The sequence below is a fragment of the Nocardia sp. CA-084685 genome (genome assembly GCF_050955785.1).
Classification (GTDB): domain Bacteria; phylum Actinomycetota; class Actinomycetes; order Mycobacteriales; family Mycobacteriaceae; genus Nocardia.
Genome location: NZ_CP192094.1, coordinates 5,993,011 through 6,010,121 on the forward strand (window position 1 = coordinate 5,993,011; position 17,111 = coordinate 6,010,121).

Here is a 17,111-nt window from a genome sequence, read left to right on the forward strand (position 1 = left end):
GAGAAACTCCTTGCGATAGACGGACACTCGATCCCCACCCTAACGACTCTCACGGCCCCCGAACCGCAGTGGTGAGCTACGCGACAATCACCTCGCCGTACCCATCCAACCGCCCCAGCTAACGACAAGCTTCCCGTCGGCACCGCGGCCCCGACGGACCGACCATCCCCACCCGGGATGCCCTGACCGTTGGGCGCCGAGCCGCCACATCGGAGTCCGTACCGAGATTCGCGCATCCACAACGGGTACGATCCCGACAGCGGGTGCGAATGTTCAGCGCAGCACGCAACCGCGCATCGCATGCGATCTCACATCGCACACCGGTTCACGTGTCATGCAACGCGTCTCGCGCATCAGCACAGCCCCGCGACTTCCTGATCGGTCAGGACGATGGGCGAAATGTAGTCCTTCGCCCGGGCCAGCCGAACCGCGCGGTACAAAGGTCGCTCCTCCAATCCGGCGTCTCGGGCCTCGGCGCGCAGTTGATGGACGAGCATGGTCGAAACCGCTACGGCCGCGGCGAGTTCGCTCGCGGCCAGTGCGTCGGCCAGTTTGCGGAGACCCAGCAGGTGGAGTTCGCGGCCGCTGCCCGCGTCGGTGTACATCGCGAGCGGGACGACCTGAGAGTCCGCTCCCGCGGTAATCCGCAGGACGATGCGGCTCAAACGGGCCGGAAAGACGAGGACTTCGACGCCGCTTGCGGCCGCGATATCGACCCGACGCTCGCCGATCACCCGGCGCGCGTGAATGGTGTTCCCGGCCAACCACATCCGTCGCCGACGCAGCGCTATGGCATAGGCCACGGTGGGCGCACCGACGACGAGGCCGATCGCGATCGCGATCGACCAGGGCACCAGCAGCGCGGCGAGCAATGCCGCACCGATACCAACCCCTACCGCGGCGAGGGCGAGTCGCCGCAGCATGGGTGCGTAGGTTTCCGGCGCGACGAGATCGAGTCCGACAGCCGGAACCGGTTGGGCTGCACCGGGATTCGTGGGTTCTACAGGCACGGCTGCCCATTCGTCGTGGTGCGGGTGTGCCCCGGCACCGTGCTACTCGCCCGTGCGCAGCGCGGCGGCGACGGCGGTCACCGTCTCGTCCAGTGGGATCTGACGCTGGTCACCGGTGGCCATATCCTTCAGACCGATGGTGTCCTCGGCCAGGTCACGGTCACCAAGGACCAGGGTGAATCTGGCACCGGACTTATCCGCGGCCTTCAGCGACCCCTTGACGCTGCGACCTCCATAGGCCAGATCAACCCGAATGCCCGCGGCCCGCAGCTGCGCCGCGAGCACGACCAACCGCTGCTTGGCCGCATCGCCGAGCGATACGCCGTAGACCTCGCACCGCGCCGGATCGCCCGCCGATTTACCCTCGGCATGCAGTGCCAGAATGGTGCGGTCCACACCGAGCCCGAAGCCGATGCCGGACAAAGGTTGTCCGCCCAGTTCGGCCATCAACCCGTCGTAGCGGCCGCCGCCGCCGATACCGGACTGCGCCCCGAGCCCGTCGTGGACGAATTCGAAGGTCGTCTTCGTGTAGTAGTCCAGGCCGCGCACCATCCGCGGATTCACCACATAGGGCACGCCGAGTGCGTCCAGATAGCCGAGCACCTGCTCGAAGTGTGTTTTCGCCGACTCCGACAGGTGATCGATCATCAATGGTGCATTCGCGGTCATCTCGCGGACCTCGGGCCGTTTGTCGTCGAGCACTCGCAGCGGATTCAACTGTGCCCGCCGCTTGGTCTCCTCATCCAGCGGCAACCCGAAAAGGAACTCCTGCAACAGCTCTCGATACTGCGGACGACAGGTCTCGTCACCGAGCGAGGTGATCTCCAGCCGGAAATCATCGAGTCCGAGTCCGCGATATCCGGCATCGGCGATCGCGATCACCTCGGCATCCAGCGCCGGATCATCGATGCCGATCGCCTCGACGCCGACCTGCTGCAGTTGCCGGTACCGACCGGCTTGCGGGCGCTCATAGCGGAAGAACGGACCCGAGTACACGAGCTTCACCGGCAGCTGGCCCCGGTCGAGTCCGTGTTCGATCACCGCGCGCATGACGCCCGCGGTGCCCTCCGGCCGCAGAGTGACACTACGATCGCCGCGGTCGGCGAAGGTGTACATCTCCTTGGTCACCACATCGGTGGATTCACCGACGCCGCGGGCGAACAACGCGGTGTCCTCGAAGATCGGCAGCTCAACATGCCCGTACCCGGCGAGTCGGGCGGCGCGGATCAAACCGTCGCGCACCGCGACGAACTCGGCCGAACCGGGTGGCACGTAATCCGGAACCCCCTTCGGGGCGGAGAAGCTGCTGGTCTTGGTCACGATGGTCCAGTTTCCACCACTACGGCCCGTCAAGTCCAACCGGTTTGCCGCCACGGGTTCGTACAGCGTCACGACTGGTCGAAATGGCCTGCTGAGCAGTCTCAGGAATAGATGGCACAATCCTGTGCCGTACGTAACGGATACGGGAGGAACGTGGGAGTGCCGAGCAACGAACAGCGACGGGCAGCGGCGAAACGCAAGCTGGAACGCCAGCTGGCCAACCGGGCCGATCGGGCGCGCAAGCGCAAGCGACTCACGATCGCCGGATCGGCGCTCGGCGTGGTGGTCGTGGCGGCGGCCGCCGTGGGCGTCTACTTCCTGACCAAGAGTGACGACAAGCCCGCGGCCATCAGCTGCGACTACCGAGACAGTCAGAAACCCGCCGATAAGCCGGTGAACAAGCCGCGTACCAGCGGCATCGAGAACACCGGTGACAACGCGAGTCTCAGCGTCAGCATGGAGACCACCCAGGGCCCCATCGGCATGACCCTGGACAATGCCAAGGCGCCGTGCACCGTGAACAGCTTCGCCAGCCTGGCCGGTCAGGGCTACTTCGACAACACCATCTGCCACCGCATGACCGCGGACGAGGGCCTGAAGGTGCTGCAGTGCGGTGACCCGACCGGCACCGGCACGGGTGGTCCTGGCTACCAGTTCGACAACGAGTACCCGACCAATCGCTACAACCCCGCCGACCCCGCATTGCAGCAGCCGATGGATTACCAGCGCGGCACGCTCGCCATGGCCAATGCGGGACCGGATCAGGTCACCGGCGGCGGCACCAACGGTAGTCAGTTCTTCATCGTGTACGGCGATTCCAAACTGCCGCCGAATTACACCATCTTCGGCACCGTAGATCCCGACAGCATGGGCACGCTGGACAAGATCGCCGCCGGCGGTCAGGACAATTCCAACGGCCAGGGCGACGGCAAGCCCAATCTCCCGGTGACCATCCAGTCGGTCCGCATCGACTGAGCGACACGCCGATCCGTCGCTTCGTTCGGCCCGCTGCGCACCATGAGCAGCGGGCCCGAACCCTCTTCCGACCAAGCCAGGGTAGGCGACCCTAATCGTTCGGTAAGGTTGCGCTAACGCCGGAGATCCTCCGAAGCTTTCCCCTACCCGCCGGAATTGTGCGACATATGCTGTTTAGCGGCACGCCTACACGGTTGGTGCCGAGCTTTCTCGGGTAATCTCGAATGAAGGAGAACGCGTAGCGTAGTCATCCCTGACCGGACGATCCCCACCGGGAATGCCGCGCAACGAGTCCTCCGGGTGTCCACGTTTGCAGGTGGGGCACCGCCGTGGCGGACTACAGTTCGGCGTGGCGGCGTCCGTGACGAAGCACCACAACAACCATAGTGATCACTGCAGCATCGGGGAGCAGCCATGTCCGAGGAACTGGACGACATCGGCCGGGAAACCGCGGCCATGATGAGGACAATGTTGCAGCTAGCGACCCTTGTCGCACTGCGGACCCGCGAGCGTGGTCAGAAAGAAGCCGAAGCCCGCGTCAAGATCACCGAGGCCCGCATCAAGGAAGCCCGGGAACTTCAGATCCGTGAGGCTCGCGACGCCAAGGCGAAAGATCCACGCAATCTGGAACTGGCCCGCATGGTCGAGAAATCGGTTCCGGCCAAAGGTATCTCGTTGGAGAAGGATCGGTTCTCGGCACAGGCCGAAGCGAGCCGGATGGCCGCAACAGCGTCGGCTCAGTCCAAACCGCTCGTCCGCTACGACTCCCAGGAACGTCGGCAGGCGATCGCGGCACATCTCGCCCGGATCGGTATCGCACCGGAACTGGCAGCGGTGCGGATGCTCATCGAGGTAGGACAGGGGCAACCGCCCGAAGAAGCGGTACGCATTCGCGACGAAGCCGCCCGCGCGGCCGCGGCCCGAGGCCGGGAACAGGACGCACGCGGTTTGGAACGCGTCCGACAGTAGCCCGAGACCGAAACCGAAACGCCCGCTGAAATCAGCGGGCGTTTCGGTGTTTTGAGCTCCTCAGATGCGAAAGTCGCCGACGGTCGGGTCGCCGAAGAGTCCCTGGGCCGGGGACTTCAGCGGCAGTGGGCTGAGCATATCCTTGTGGCCGTTGCGGACACTGCAGTACTTGAACGGTCCACGGGGATCGAAGAGTTTGGTCATATGCGGATCGGCATGGTCGAGGAACCAGACGCTCAATCCAGTGCTCGGCTCGAGCCGGTAATGCTCCCATGCGCGCCAGAGCGCATCCAGTCGCGCGACCGCCTCGGCATGCTTCCACCACTCCGGGCACCACACCGTTTCACTGATGTCGGTGACCTGACGCCGGTACACCAGGCTGAGATAGTTCTCGACGAACTCCACCACATTGGTGTAGATCATGGGCTGTTCCTGCTGTTCGGTCACAGCCGCACCTCGCTGACGCTCGGTTCCGCTGCGACCGATAGTGCTGTGCTCATGGTTCGCTCGCTACGCTCGCTCACAGTGGCCGGACCTCCTCGATTTGACCGTATTCGGGTGGCGGAGCAGCCTTGGTCAGGTTGGGCGAGCCGAACAGGTCGGCGATCTCGGTCTTACGCCCCGGAAGATGGTGCGAGATCGACTTCTTCACGTCGTCAGCGTAGTCGCCCTCCCACCATGGCACCGTACGCACAAGCACCGCGGGCTGGCCGGAGGTGAACACGATCGCGCGGCCCTGCGGCAGAGTCGCCAGCGCGTTCACGGTGAACGTCTTGGATGAGCCGAGTGAGCGCGAATAGCTCTTGCCGCCTTTGGATTCCGAGACCGAAGACGAGATCGAGTCGTATTCGCCGATCGCCTCGGAGCGGTCGCGCAGGAAGTTCATATCGTCGACGCCTGGACCGAGCACCTTGATATTGGCCGCCGACCACAATGCCAGCATGCCGTCATCACCCCAGCAGCGCGCACCCTGGGCCCAGGACTGCAGCACCGTCATCACCACGATGCCGCGCGAGCCGAAGTGACTGTACTGCTTGGGCAAATCCTTCCACCGCACCACATTCGCCGCCTCGTCCAGCACCGCGAGCATCGGGATCGGCAGCCGACCGCCGGGCGAATGCGTGGCCTTGCGCATGGCCACATCGACAACCGCCTCGGTGAGCGCACTGACCAGTGGCGCCGCCGAACCGCGGCCCTCGAGCGAGAGGCTGTACAGCGTGCCGTTGTTCTCGATGAATTCGAGCTCATCGAACTGCAAGCGGTTGTCGCCCGGCAGGATCCACGGGTGCACATTGGACAGCTGCAAGCAGCGGATCATCTTCTTCGCGGTGCCGAAAATACCGCTCTTGGTGCGCGGATCGGCGTTGTACTGCATCGCGAGGCCCGAGGCCGTGTAGTGCTTACTCGAATTGCGCAGCAGTTCGATGGGTTCGGAGTCGTTGGGATTGGTCACCCAGTCCCAGACCTGAACGATCGGGCGACCACCGAGCGCGGCCGCCAGAAACAGCCCGGCGAGCAGATCCTCGGCCTCCGGGTCGAAGAACACATCACCCTTGGCATCGGAACCGCTGTCGGCATCGGCGAAGTGTCCGGCCAGCCGCGCGGCCCGCATCTCCGCACCGTCGTGATGTGCGTCGACCCAGGCGAGTGGATCCCAGAACCAGGTCGGCTCCTCCCCCGCGACACCCTGCGGATCGAAGACGAAGGTGCGACTTCCCTTGGCTTCGCGCACATCTCGGGTCGCATCGACCACGTCGCGCTTATTCGAGGTGGACAACACCGGCCCGATCGCGGTCAGGATCGCCGGGATCACCCGCGAGGTCGATTTGCCCTGGCGGGGCCCCCAGATGTCCAGGTGCAGATCCTCATAGGAGCCGTAGAGCATCACACCATCGGCGACACCGACGCCGATCGGCACGCCCGGGCTATCGTTGTAGCCGAGCCGCACGCCGAGCATTTCGGCCTTCGCCCGCACCCCCGCCTCGGTGAGGGATTTGATGGCACTACCGCTGCCCATCACATCGGCCTTGTCGTCTACGGTGAGCCGCCCGACCGACCGGCGGGCGGCGAGCCGTTTGCGTACCACCACATAGGCCAGGATCGCCGCGACCACGAGCAGCACGATCACCGTGGAAGCGCGCGGCCAGTGCAATTTGCCCTTGACCAGATCGGCGACGATCGCGATCGGGTTGATCGGAATGTCCTGCGGGGTGACAGCCATCGCGTTGCCGAGATGCAGGGCGATCCACAGGGTTCCGAGAGTCGCGAAACCGGCGTAGATCATGTAGAGGGTCAGATCGGGTCCGACCACGGCCGGATCCTGCACCTTCTTCTTTTTCGCCATGTCTGCCTCCTGTTAGGCCCTAGCTATGTGGTTGTCGCTGGTGCGGGTTCAGCGGAAGGCGTCGAGCCGCCAACCTTCCGATGTGCGCACCACGGTCGCGATAACCGTCGCGGGCGGCAGGGATTCCTTGCGCCCGTTCGGGTAGACGACCGTTTGCTCGATCCCGATCTTGAACTGTTGCACGTTCGGATCGGCGCTCGCTGGCGGGCGCTCCCCCGATGCGAACGTAAAGGCCTCGATATGTGCCTGCGCCTTGGCCCAGTCCGCCCACTGCAGCGTCGCTTTCGGTGTCTCGACACTGGTCGGCGTGCTGTCCAGCATGCGGATCAGACTGGGGCCCAGCCATTTCCGCGCGCGCGACAGCGACGCGCCCTGGGCCTCGGTGGCGGGGTGCCAGGAATAGATCTCCTTCAGCGCGGCCACCGCGACGCCGTCGGGCGTCACCGGATCGGGTGCGGGCACCTCCTCCAGCAATCGGGTCGTTGACGTGGGTGGCTGCGGCGCACCGGAATCCGACTCCCGATCCGAGCTGGCGCACCCCGCACCCGACATCGCGACGCTCACCACCAGCATCACCACCAGTTTCGCGCGTGCAGTGTTCGATATGCGGCGTTCGCGGGCCCCTTCGTGGTCACGCTCCGCTACCGCCTCCGGGTCCGTCGCTCGCGCCGCCGTGTTATTCAAGGCTAGCCGTCGGGACCGACACTTGCGCGGTCCGATCGCCGCTTGTGCTTCGGCGTGTTCGCCCGCTGCGGTATCGGTTGTCCTCACAGCACCCTCCTTCCGCGGCCGTCACCCGGCACCGCGACCTGGGTCACGCCACTGGAATGCCCGTATGCGGCGGGCACGGATTGGATCATTCTGCCGTTGCCGGAATAGATTCCGACCTGGGCGGGTCCCCGCGGGCCGAATGAGCTGAACACCAGATCACCCGGTTGCAGCTTGCTCAGCGGGACTTCGACACCCGCCTCCCACTGCTGTTCGGCTGTTCGCGGCAATGTCACCGTCCCCGACGACGCCGCGAACACCGACGCCGCAGTGAGGCCGGGACCGTCCATACCGCCGCCGCTCGGGCCCTGTGGACCGCCACCGCCCCACACGTACGGCGTGCCGAGCCATTGCTGGGCCGCCTGGAGGACCTGGACCCCACCCGCACCCTCCTGCGGGGTGAAGCGGCCATTGGAGCCCTGGGCGCGGTACTGCGGTTCCATCGCAAGGATATTCGCGACGTAGGGCTGCGTCTCGGCGTAGTGCGCGGCCACCTGGTTCGGCATACCGCCAGAGGCGAGCACAGCGCCCTCACCGGCGTTGTAGGCGGCCAGAGTCAGCGCGACGACGTCGCCCTGCACGCGACCCTCGGACTCCCACGCCATGATCTTGTGCGCGATCGCGCACATATAGCGGCCCTGACCGATGATCGCGTCGCCGTCATCCCATACGCTCGCGACACCGTTGCCGTCGGCATCGATGACATAGGGCTGACCGTCATCGGGATCGATACTTGCCGCAGTGCCGGGCAGGAACTGGGCCAGACCCTGCGCGCCAGCGGGTGAGGCGGCGCCGCGCCGGAATCCGGACTCCTGCCTGCCCTGTGCGGCCAGCAGCGACGGAGTGATCTGCGGGCAGATGGAACCGGCACGGCGATACCAGATTTCGAGTTCCTGCGGCACCTTGCCCGCGGCCAGCGCACCGCCCGCGGTGCCGAAGCCGCGATTGCAGCGCGGATCGGAAGAAAAGGCCTGCGCACCACCGACATCCGGAGTCGGTGCGCCATCGAGCCAGGGCAGCGGGTCGATTTGCCGACCGCCGGTGAAGCGTCCACCGGGCACGATCTCGAAATGCAGGTGCGGGCCGCTTGATTCGCCGGCCGAGCCGACCTGCGCGATGGGCTGACCGGCCGCGACGGTATCGCCGACGCGCACACGCACGCCGCTGTCCCACATATGACCGTAAACGGCCGAATACGCACGGCCGTTCGTATCGACGGAATCGACGACGATCCAATTGCCGAAACCCGAAGCGGGACCCGCCGCTACCACACGTCCGTCGGAGACCGAGTAGATGGTGGTGCCGTCGGTCGCGGCGAAGTCGACGCCCTTATGGGCGCCGCCGCGCGCGCCGAATACATCCGACACGGTGAATGTGCCTGCGGCCAGCGGCAGCGTGCGGCGGATCGGGCCGACGCCCGCGGCCAGCGACGGTGCACCGGTCGCGGCCGAATGAGCTTGGGTTGCAGTCGGATTGCCGGTCGTACGCGTGGAAGTGGGCGTGCCGGCCACCCGCGAATTACCCGGCGCGGATCCGCCGAGCGGCGCCAGCACACTCGACGATACAAGCACCGAGGTGCCCTCGCAGGCGTCGTCCACAGCGGGCATCACGATAACGACCACCAGTGTGATCAGCGCGAGTACGCTCCCCAGCGCCACATACAGGAGGGTCCGCCCGTTCACCGAATCCCCGGCAGCGCCGAACGACCGCGGACCGAAGCGAGCACGTTCACGTTTGCCGCCGAGATTCGTTGAGCGTATCGGCCAGGGTGCGGTTCATCTCCGCGGCGGCGGCCAATTGTTGTTGTAGCAGTGCGACTTTGCGGCGCAGCGCCGTCGCGTCCAGCCGCTCCAGACTCGGTCCCTCGGCGGCACGCACCCAGTTGCGCACCGAGTTGGTATGCACGCCGATCTGCTCGGCGACCACTCGGCAGGCCTCCGATTCGCTGCTCAGTTTGCCGGTAAGTGCGATCACCTGCTCGACCGCGGCCTTGCGTACCTCCGGCGATACTCTCCGATAGGACCGGTGCGGCATCATGCGCCCCACCTCCCGCAGCCATCCGCCGTTCTCGAAAGCTGTGTTGTTTTCAGCGACCCGCACACAGTCGCAAGCGGCGCGAGGCCCCTCATGCGGCACTCCCACTGGGTGAATCGCCACCGCGCGAAGTCGACTCGGTGAACTCCGAGAAGCGCTGGTTGGTCTCGTGGATCCCACTCTCCTTCTCGGACAAGGTGAATTCCATATGGAACGGGATGCCGGGACGACGATCCTCACCGATCTTCAGCAGGAATTTGCCGGTACCCGGCGGTGAGGGGCGCAGCTGACCAGGTTTGAGCGCCTCGCCGGTCAGCGCTTGCGGTGCGGACCATCCGGTCACCATCTCCTCCTCGGCGGATGTGAACGGAACCACGCTGTCCAGGCGTTTGATCTCCTCGCCGGGCAGCGCGCCGAATATCTTGGCGCGCGCGCGTTCGAGGAAGCCGAGCGCCTTGGCGATGGCGGCTTCCGATCCCAGTGCTTGCAGGTCCTTGATGGTGTGGCTGATCATGATCAGCGCGGTAGCGATGGTGCGCTGCAGACGGGTCAGCTCATCGACCCGGTCGACCATGAAGTCGCCGAGACCTAGCACCTGCCACAGCTCGTCCATCACCACCTGGAAATAGCGCTGCGGACCGAGTTTCGCATCCGCGAGCACATGCGCGGCCTCCACCGAGGCGAATCCGTCGGCCCAGCAGGCCAGCATCACAGCGGCCTTGAGCTTCTTATCGCCGGTGGGGATATGGGATACGTCGATACAGACCGCGACCGCGCTGGTATCGATCGGAACGGTGGTCTGCCCATTGAAGATCGCGCCGAACGGGCCCTGGGTCAACGCGCGCAGCGAGCGGCGCAGACCCTTGATGGCGACCTGGTATTCGTTCGGATCGTCCGCACCCGCATCGAGCTGCAATTCGTCACCTCCGGCGACGATTACCTCGAGTAGGTTCTCCATGATGGGCGGTTGGTCGGGCGTGTAGCCGCTGCCCGGTCGGTAGAGGATACGCAGTGCGGTGGCGATCAGCGTCTCCTCGTAGTCGCGCACCCGTGCGCCACGCACGAGTTCGACCAGACCGGCGATGAGCGTGACCTGGCGGGCGCGCAGATCCTGCAGCACCTGAAGTTGCAGTGCCGGAAACTCATCCAGCATCGGCACGACCGAACCGAGCACACCGGCGGCGAGCGGGTTGAGCTTGCCGTGGCCGTAACCGAGGTCGATCACCTGGCCGCCGACCAGTTCGACCAACTTGCGGTAGTCCGGTTTCACGTCGGCCAGGATCAGCGGAGTGATGCCCTGTGCGATTCCGCCGAGCACGATCCGGCGCACCAGCGAGGACTTACCGAAACCGTTGAGTCCCAGGACGAAAAGGCTGGGCGCGGTGATGAAGCTGCCGCGCAGGAACCAGTTCATCGGGTCGAAGCAGACCGGTGCGCCGGTATGCAGATGCGAACCGAGCGGGGTGCCGATCAATGGCGCGCCCGCACCGACCGACCACGGCCACAGACCGGCCACCTGGGCGGTGGTGGCCCGGTATTCGACCGGGCGGCCCACCACATTCATTCGCCCGCCGCCGGGGCCCATATAGCCGCGATCGGTGAGTTGGGCTGTGCTGCGATCGAATCCGTCCTCGAAGACCTGTTCGGCGCGGGCAGCGTAATTGCGGCGGCGGATATCGTCGGTGCGGATGCGGAAGGTCGCGAAGGCCGCCCGCAGGCCGGTGCCCTCTCGGCTGATCTGCTCGAGTTTCGCCCTGGTCGCATCGTCGAGCAGTGGCGGAGCGGACTGTTTGCGCTTGTCCGATCTGGCCTTCGCGCGTCGCGCGGCCTTGTCCATCTGCGGGGTGCCCATGGCGCGGTCGGCGGTGTAGTCGATCTTGGCCGCGCGCTGTGCCTCGCGACTCGTCCGCGAGCCATTGCGTTCCGGTCGTGTCACGCGTTCCCCCCGTACCGATCGTTGCGGTGCGCCATCGCGCGGGCGAGCGGTCCTGGCACCGTCGAGACGGCCACGCTCGGCCGAAGTCCGTTCACTACGGCCGTTTTCCGACCTGGTGCGCCCGCGATCATGGTGCGGCCGATCGGCACGGCCACCGTCCGCGGTTGCGGCGCCGGGTCGCGCCCGGCGCTCGGCCGCATCGCGCGACGGTCGCCGCTCCCGATCGGACGTTTCGCCGATGCCGGTCCGCTCGCCGTCGGTCACTCGCGCCTGGCTCCGCGCGGACCGCCGATCCCGGTCGGGCATCTCCTCGATACCCGAGCGCTCCACCCGGCCCCCGGTGGGCCGCTGCGCGCGTTCGTCCGCGGGCCGTTCCCATGCCACGTCGTCGGGGCGCCGCTTGCGCCGCGCCGGTGCATCGTCCCGTTCGCGCACGGGTGGCTCGTACTCACCTGCCATGTATCGCTCACCCCGCCAAGGCTTTCGGAATTGTCGCGTGTTCCGGCAGGATCACCCCGCAGCCGAGCGAGGCCGCGAAGGCCGCCGCCTGGTAGCGGTAGCACCGCCGGATCTTCAACCGCGCCTGCGTGGACAGGTCGCGGGTAATGGCTTCGATACGCGGCAGATCGCCACGCAGAGGCTCGGTGATAGTCACCAGCGCCCCGAAGCGGGTCACACCGTGACCCCGGGCTTGTTCCTCACGGGCCTGCTGGGTGGCACCCACCCGCAGGGTCGCGGCCGCCGAGACGACACCGCGTTCACTCTGCTGGGCCACCAGCGCGTTCTTGAAATCGTCGTCGACGATTTCGGCGGCGTCGGCGGCCGAATGCGGACGGTACACGATGGCGATGCGCTTGCGCGGCACTTCAGGATTCGGTGCGAGCAGCCGCTGCAGCACCCGCTCGTCCACCGCGCCCTCGGGTGCCGCGTCCATCTCCCAGGTGACCGAGCGGCCACCATCGTGCACCAGGTGATCCCACTTCTCATCGTGCGAAACCGGCCCGGCATCGGCCCAATCCAGCCCGTGCCCTTCGGGTTCGCCCGCGGCGACCTCGAGATCGGCCTGCGAGGCCGGATCGTAGCTGCGCCGGATGAACGAAATGACCTCATCGGCAGACATCGGCTGGGCCCGTACACCCGCCTCGGCCAGCGCGGCACAGATGCCGGGGAGCCTGCGCCCGATCTCGACGGCCTCCTCGGCCGGATTCTTGCGCCGCTCGGCGGTGGTCGCCTTGAAGGTGATCGCGACGCGCGGAAGCAGCTGCACCCGCTCCTGCGGCAGCTCGGTGGCGAGTTCGTACATCACCTGCTGCGCCAGCTCCGGCGCTTCCGGGCGGGTGATCGTGGAAACCTCGGTGAGCAGGCGGTTCCCGGTCTCGGGCACAGTATCGATCACCGGGACGACGGCGACGATGTCACTGGTCTGGCCGACCGAGGCGAGGAAGGTGCCCCAGGCCGAGACCCAGCGGTCGATAACCGGCTGGTCCACCGCCTCGTGCCCTTGCGGCCAAGCCCGCAAAACCACTGTGTACTGGGCGAATTGCGGTAGGTGGATCATGCCGAAGCTGTAGCCGCCCGCGTCGATGCCCTCGTAGAGTTTCGAAGGCGCCAGCAGACCGGGTAGCCGCGTGACGCCGCCCGGAATCCGCGAGAACCTCCCACCGCGATACACATGCTCACCGCGGTTGCGTGAGCGCATCCAGTTGAACATCATCAATCCGTTCTCGTATCCGGAGCGGCCTCCGGTCCGCCACACCAGTGGAACCATCACGACGACCCCGGTGCCGCCCACGATCAGACCCCATTTGAAACCGCCGACCATGGCACAGATCAGGGCCGTGATCACGACGACGAAGCCGATGACGGTCTCTTCCCAGCGCAGACCGAAAAGGCCTGCGCTACGCGGCTTCTGCCACAGCCCGTACGAACGGCGCTCGTAGGTATCGCTCGTCGTCATCGTCATCGCGGAATGGTGCTCCTCCCGAGGTCGGGCGAACGGTTCGCCCAACGGTCGCCCGCCACATCGCCCATGGCGTCATCGGCGCGGTTCAGCGGGGACGTCGCCGCGCGGGCCACGCCGATCGCACCCACCGCCCTCGACGCACCGGACGGTACTCCCGAGCCGCCCTGTGGGACGGAGGCGCGCGGTGGTCCGCTCGCCGCGGCACCGCCGCCACCACCACCACCACCGCCGCGGGGCGGAGTCGGACGCGGAGCGCCACCACCGCCGCGACCGCCGGCACCGCCGGGCGGGCGTGGTCCCGCGGATGTGCCGCTGACATACCCCGCCGAACCTGGTGCGGCACCCCTGACCGAGACCGCCTTGGTGCCGACCGCGCCGAGCGCCATGGCGCCCACAACCGTGCCACCGGCCGCGGTGAGACCGGAACCACCGCTACCCACGATCGCGACCGCGGGCGTGACCAACCGCATCAGCGCGGGCAGCACGAACGCGACACTGCACAGCAGCACGATCGCGACCAACATCCGTTGTGCCTGTTCGCCTTCGGGCAGTCCGCCGGTATCGGTCAGCGAATCCACATGGCCCGCGGTGGTGAACGCGATCATGTAGACGATGGCGGCCACCGGCTTCCAGAGGATGAACGCGATGATCCAGCCGATCAGCTTCTGATACGACTGCTTACCGATATTCATCCCGGACGCGGCCGCGGCCAATGGCAGCACACCCGCCGCGATGATCAGCAGCCCCTGCCGCACGATGGCGAGCACGATCTGTGCCAGCGCACCGAGCAGTCCGACGATCGCGATGATCAACACCAGACCTGGCGAGAATGCCTGCAGCTTACTAGTTTTCACCATCAGCTCGGCCAGATCCTTGGCATTGCCATTGGTCGAGTCGTTGATGATCCACTCGGAGAAGCGATCCGAGGCCTGAGTGCCCGCGACGATGACCGCGCCGAGCATCCAGGAGCTGAAAACCACCCGGGTGAACATGCGGAACGATTCGGCCGCCTCGTTCATGACGGCGCCCCGTCTGGCCTCGGCCAATCTGGCGCCGGACAGTATCACCGAGGCTATGAGCAGCAATATCTGCGCTTGATAGGTGTAGTCGTTGATCTTGACGAACAACGAACCCGAATCGCTGGCCACCTCGTTGGGGACTTTCATCCAAAAGGTCAGTGCCAGCATGATGGCCTCGCCGAGGCCGTTCATCAGCGAATCGACGACCTTGCCGAAGGTCGAATCCCATGCCTTGTCCTTGACCGCGTTCGCGGCGCTGCCCGGGTGCGAAGCGGCATTGCCCGCCTTGCACGCGGCCGACGCGGCGTCACCGAGCGAGAAGCCGGGCAGACCGACGTTGTCGAGCGTGTCGTGCAATTCGTTGCACGTATCGTCGAATCCGTAAGTCTGACCGTATGCCACCGTCGGCGTCGCGATCATGACAGTGAAGATGACCGCGAGGATCGTGACAACGCGCCTCACCATTGTGTCCACCCATCGATCGAGTCGATCGTCTCGAGTGGCTGTGCATCACTCGTCGACGACTTGAGTTTCCAACCACCATCGCGCCAGAGCACATTCAGTCTCATGGCTACCCAACTGCGCCCGCCGTGCAGGAAATCACGGGTCTTGCGGGCGATACGTACCACAGCGAAATCGTCACCATAGCTTTCGATTCGGAATGCGTCGGAGGCGAACAACAACGGTTTGATGTTGTCGGGTAGTTCATCGGGAATCTTGCCGTCGGCGATCTTTCGGTCGCGATCGGCCAGCTCCTGGTCGGACAGGATCACCAGCTCCTGCCACAGGGCCCGATCCGTCGGACGTGCCACAGTGCGCCAGTAGATCTGCTCGGCCGCGAGCGCGGCGCCCTGTGGGGTCCGAGTGAATCCGATCGGAATGTCGTTGTCGATGCGGGTCGGGCCGTCGGTGGTCGAGAACGGGATCACCGGGCCGCTGTACACACGCTGCCAACCACCCTGCTGCCCCGTGCCGCCCGGAGCGCCGGACAGCCAGTCGGCGTCGGCGGGCCGACGCGGCGTAACGGAATCCGAAAGCGGTTGTCCGGCAGTGTTGTTCGGAATATCGAAACGATGCCCGAACGAATCCACATCGGAGCCGCTGAATCCGGTGCCACCCGCGGCGGCGGCCGGCGCACTGCCCGAACCCGTGCCGGTCTTCGATATCTGGTCACCCCCGGCGGCATTGTCTCGCATCGCGACCACCGTCACCGCGACCGCGACTACCACCGCAAGCACCGCGCCGACGCCTAGCAGCACGAGCGGCGACCGTTTGCCTGCCGGACCGGATCCAGGCCCCGTGGTCACCATTTGGTCCACCCGTTCAACGACTCGATGTATTCGGTCTGCGGGCTATTGGATGTCGCCGGTTTCAGCCGCCAGTCCCCCGCGTCCCAGATCATCACCAATCGCAAGGCCGCCCACAGCTGCTTGCCGTCGACCACCTGGCCACGGGTGGCCAGCTGGATGATCGCCAGATCATCCGCATAATTCTCCACCTTGAACGCATCCGAAGCGACGAAGTACTTGGTCACCTTCTCCGGCTGCTGTTGGGGGAGTTTGTCCTGGGACAGGGCCTTGTCGTAGGCGGCGATCTGCTGGGCCGAGACGCGGACCTGGCGGACGTAGAGGTCGCGGTCGGCGGGACGGGCGTTGAGGCGGTAGGTGATCTGAGCCGCCGCGAGCACCGCGCCCTGCGGGGTGTGCGAATAGCCAACTGCCAGACCATCTTCGATGCGGGTCGGTCCGTCGGAGGTGGAGAACGGGACCGAGGCGCCGTAGACCCGCTGCCAACCGTGCGGTGCCGTAGTGCCCTCGGGCGCCGCGGTCAGCCAGTCTGCGTCCGACGGCCTGCGCTGCCGGGTCGGATCCTGCGGAAGTGGTTGTCCGGCAGGGTTGTTCGGAATATCGACGCGCCTGCCGAGAATATCCACCTCGGGGGTAGCGAAGCCCTCACCGCCGGAATTGGCCGCGGCGGCGGCCTTGTCGCTACCCGAACCCGAGTCGTCGCGGCTCACGTATACGAAGATGCCGACGACCACGATGAGCACCAATACGGCAGCGGACGCGATGGCACCGAAGGAGACGCGATCGCGCGCGTACGACTCCTTCTCACTCACTTCGGCGCCTCCAATTTTACTATGTCCGTAGGTAATTCGTCGACTGCCACGATGGGCCGGACGGGCGAGTCAGGGTCCGGCAGTCGTAATCTCCAGTCGTTGCCCGACCATTCGACAGTGGTGTGGTTCACCGCCTTCGAGTTGTCCGAATATTCGGTATAGACGTCGACGGCGGAGGCCGCGTCGGTGTAGCCGATGATCTTGTACCCGAGCACTCTCGGCGCGTATTCGGGCGCGGCAGGGCCGGTGATCGCCAGCTGCACCCGGTTGACCGCCCACTCGTCTCTGGCCTTGTTCGGCACCACCTCTTGGCGCACGATCTCGGCCCATTGACTGTCGGCGGCCACCGACAAGCGCACCGTGTGCACGATCGCCGCAAGCGCGGCACCGATCGGCGAATGCTCGAAACCCGTTGCAGCGCCGTCGGTTACCTGCTTCGGCCCTTGGTCGGCGCTCGGCAGCGCTACACCCTGGAACGGCTGCCACCGCACGTGGGTCGGCGCGGCCGCAAGGTTCGGGCCGGAATCGCCGTCACCGCCGCCGCAACCTACCGCCGCCAACAGCAGGGCAGCACCGACCGCACCGGCGGGCTTGCGGATGCCGCGGCGCCACACGCCGGGTTGCTCTCGCACAACAGTGGAAATCATCCCAGGG

The 17,111-nt window shown here is 66.1% G+C and carries 15 protein-coding genes; 2 read left to right on the plus strand and 13 right to left on the minus strand.

The features are described 5' to 3' along the window. Nucleotides 1-353 precede the first annotated feature (353 nt). On the minus strand, nucleotides 354-1,010 hold the full coding sequence (locus tag ACQP2U_RS26645) for a hypothetical protein (protein ID WP_433709980.1): 657 nt from the start codon (nucleotides 1,008-1,010) through the stop codon (nucleotides 354-356). A gap of 42 nt (nucleotides 1,011-1,052) precedes the next feature. Further along, nucleotides 1,053-2,330, minus strand: coding sequence for a histidine--tRNA ligase (gene hisS / locus ACQP2U_RS26650; protein ID WP_433709981.1), 1,278 nt, complete (start codon nucleotides 2,328-2,330; stop codon nucleotides 1,053-1,055). Nucleotides 2,331-2,489: 159 nt separating this feature from the next. Between hisS and ACQP2U_RS26655 the strand changes: the two genes are divergently transcribed. Then, nucleotides 2,490-3,305, plus strand: a complete 816-nt coding sequence (locus tag ACQP2U_RS26655) for a peptidylprolyl isomerase (RefSeq protein WP_397028686.1) — start codon at nucleotides 2,490-2,492, stop codon at nucleotides 3,303-3,305. Nucleotides 3,306-3,719: 414 nt separating this feature from the next. Next, nucleotides 3,720-4,274, plus strand: a complete 555-nt coding sequence (locus ACQP2U_RS26660) for a hypothetical protein (protein ID WP_397028684.1) — start codon at nucleotides 3,720-3,722, stop codon at nucleotides 4,272-4,274. 60 nt (nucleotides 4,275-4,334) lie between these two features. Here ACQP2U_RS26660 and ACQP2U_RS26665 read toward each other — a convergent pair whose 3' ends face one another. The 11 genes from ACQP2U_RS26665 to ACQP2U_RS26715 all read right to left on the minus strand — a co-directional run bounded on the left by ACQP2U_RS26665 (nucleotide 4,335) and on the right by ACQP2U_RS26715 (nucleotide 17,104). After that, nucleotides 4,335-4,721, minus strand: a complete 387-nt coding sequence (locus ACQP2U_RS26665; protein ID WP_397028682.1) for a DUF4913 domain-containing protein — start codon at nucleotides 4,719-4,721, stop codon at nucleotides 4,335-4,337. 73 nt (nucleotides 4,722-4,794) lie between these two features. Further along, the gene (locus ACQP2U_RS26670) at nucleotides 4,795-6,618 is read right to left on the minus strand and encodes a type IV secretory system conjugative DNA transfer family protein (RefSeq protein WP_433709982.1); all 1,824 of its coding nucleotides are present in this window, start codon (nucleotides 6,616-6,618) and stop codon (nucleotides 4,795-4,797) included. A 48-nt stretch (nucleotides 6,619-6,666) separates the two neighbouring features. Then, nucleotides 6,667-7,389: a hypothetical protein gene (locus ACQP2U_RS26675; protein WP_433709983.1), complete on the minus strand. Its 723-nt coding sequence runs from the start codon at nucleotides 7,387-7,389 to the stop codon at nucleotides 6,667-6,669. Further along, a complete protein-coding gene (locus ACQP2U_RS26680) occupies nucleotides 7,386-9,068 on the minus strand; it encodes a peptidoglycan DD-metalloendopeptidase family protein (protein ID WP_433709984.1) in 1,683 nt (560 codons plus the stop codon). Before ACQP2U_RS26680 ends, ACQP2U_RS26675 begins: the two co-directional genes overlap by 4 nt. Nucleotides 9,069-9,114: 46 nt before the next feature. After that, complete coding sequence (locus ACQP2U_RS26685; protein ID WP_397028675.1) at nucleotides 9,115-9,423, minus strand: transposase; 309 nt, start codon at nucleotides 9,421-9,423, stop codon at nucleotides 9,115-9,117. Between the two features lie 88 nt (nucleotides 9,424-9,511). Next, complete coding sequence (locus ACQP2U_RS26690; RefSeq protein ID WP_433709985.1) at nucleotides 9,512-11,815, minus strand: hypothetical protein; 2,304 nt, start codon at nucleotides 11,813-11,815, stop codon at nucleotides 9,512-9,514. A 7-nt stretch (nucleotides 11,816-11,822) separates the two neighbouring features. Beyond that, nucleotides 11,823-13,313, minus strand: coding sequence for an SCO6880 family protein (locus tag ACQP2U_RS26695; protein ID WP_063825095.1), 1,491 nt, complete (start codon nucleotides 13,311-13,313; stop codon nucleotides 11,823-11,825). A 2-nt stretch (nucleotides 13,314-13,315) separates the two neighbouring features. Then, nucleotides 13,316-14,803: a hypothetical protein gene (locus tag ACQP2U_RS26700; protein WP_433709986.1), complete on the minus strand. Its 1,488-nt coding sequence runs from the start codon at nucleotides 14,801-14,803 to the stop codon at nucleotides 13,316-13,318. Then, the gene (locus ACQP2U_RS26705; protein ID WP_433709987.1) at nucleotides 14,797-15,648 is read right to left on the minus strand and encodes a hypothetical protein; all 852 of its coding nucleotides are present in this window, start codon (nucleotides 15,646-15,648) and stop codon (nucleotides 14,797-14,799) included. The genes ACQP2U_RS26700 and ACQP2U_RS26705 overlap by 7 nt, the downstream gene beginning before the upstream one ends. Then, entirely contained in the window at nucleotides 15,642-16,457 is an 816-nt protein-coding gene (locus ACQP2U_RS26710) for a hypothetical protein (protein ID WP_433709988.1), read from the minus strand. Before ACQP2U_RS26710 ends, ACQP2U_RS26705 begins: the two co-directional genes overlap by 7 nt. Next, nucleotides 16,454-17,104, minus strand: a complete 651-nt coding sequence (locus ACQP2U_RS26715) for a hypothetical protein (RefSeq protein WP_433709989.1) — start codon at nucleotides 17,102-17,104, stop codon at nucleotides 16,454-16,456. The genes ACQP2U_RS26710 and ACQP2U_RS26715 overlap by 4 nt, the downstream gene beginning before the upstream one ends. Nucleotides 17,105-17,111 lie beyond the last annotated feature (7 nt).

What these genes read in the sequence shown, in the direction of transcription:
- ACQP2U_RS26690 (WP_433709985.1), bottom strand. Translation starts at nt 11,815, where the DNA reads ATGGCAGGTGAGTACGAGCCACCCGTGCGCGAACGGGACGATGCACCG.
- ACQP2U_RS26700 (WP_433709986.1), bottom strand. Translation starts at nt 14,803, where the DNA reads ATGGTGAGGCGCGTTGTCACGATCCTCGCGGTCATCTTCACTGTCATG.
- ACQP2U_RS26695 (WP_063825095.1), bottom strand. Translation starts at nt 13,313, where the DNA reads ATGACGACGAGCGATACCTACGAGCGCCGTTCGTACGGGCTGTGGCAG.
- ACQP2U_RS26715 (WP_433709989.1), bottom strand. Translation starts at nt 17,104, where the DNA reads ATGATTTCCACTGTTGTGCGAGAGCAACCCGGCGTGTGGCGCCGCGGC.
- ACQP2U_RS26660 (WP_397028684.1), top strand. Translation starts at nt 3,720, where the DNA reads ATGTCCGAGGAACTGGACGACATCGGCCGGGAAACCGCGGCCATGATG.
- ACQP2U_RS26685 (WP_397028675.1), bottom strand. Translation starts at nt 9,423, where the DNA reads ATGATGCCGCACCGGTCCTATCGGAGAGTATCGCCGGAGGTACGCAAG.
- ACQP2U_RS26705 (WP_433709987.1), bottom strand. Translation starts at nt 15,648, where the DNA reads ATGGTGACCACGGGGCCTGGATCCGGTCCGGCAGGCAAACGGTCGCCG.
- ACQP2U_RS26670 (WP_433709982.1), bottom strand. Translation starts at nt 6,618, where the DNA reads ATGGCGAAAAAGAAGAAGGTGCAGGATCCGGCCGTGGTCGGACCCGAT.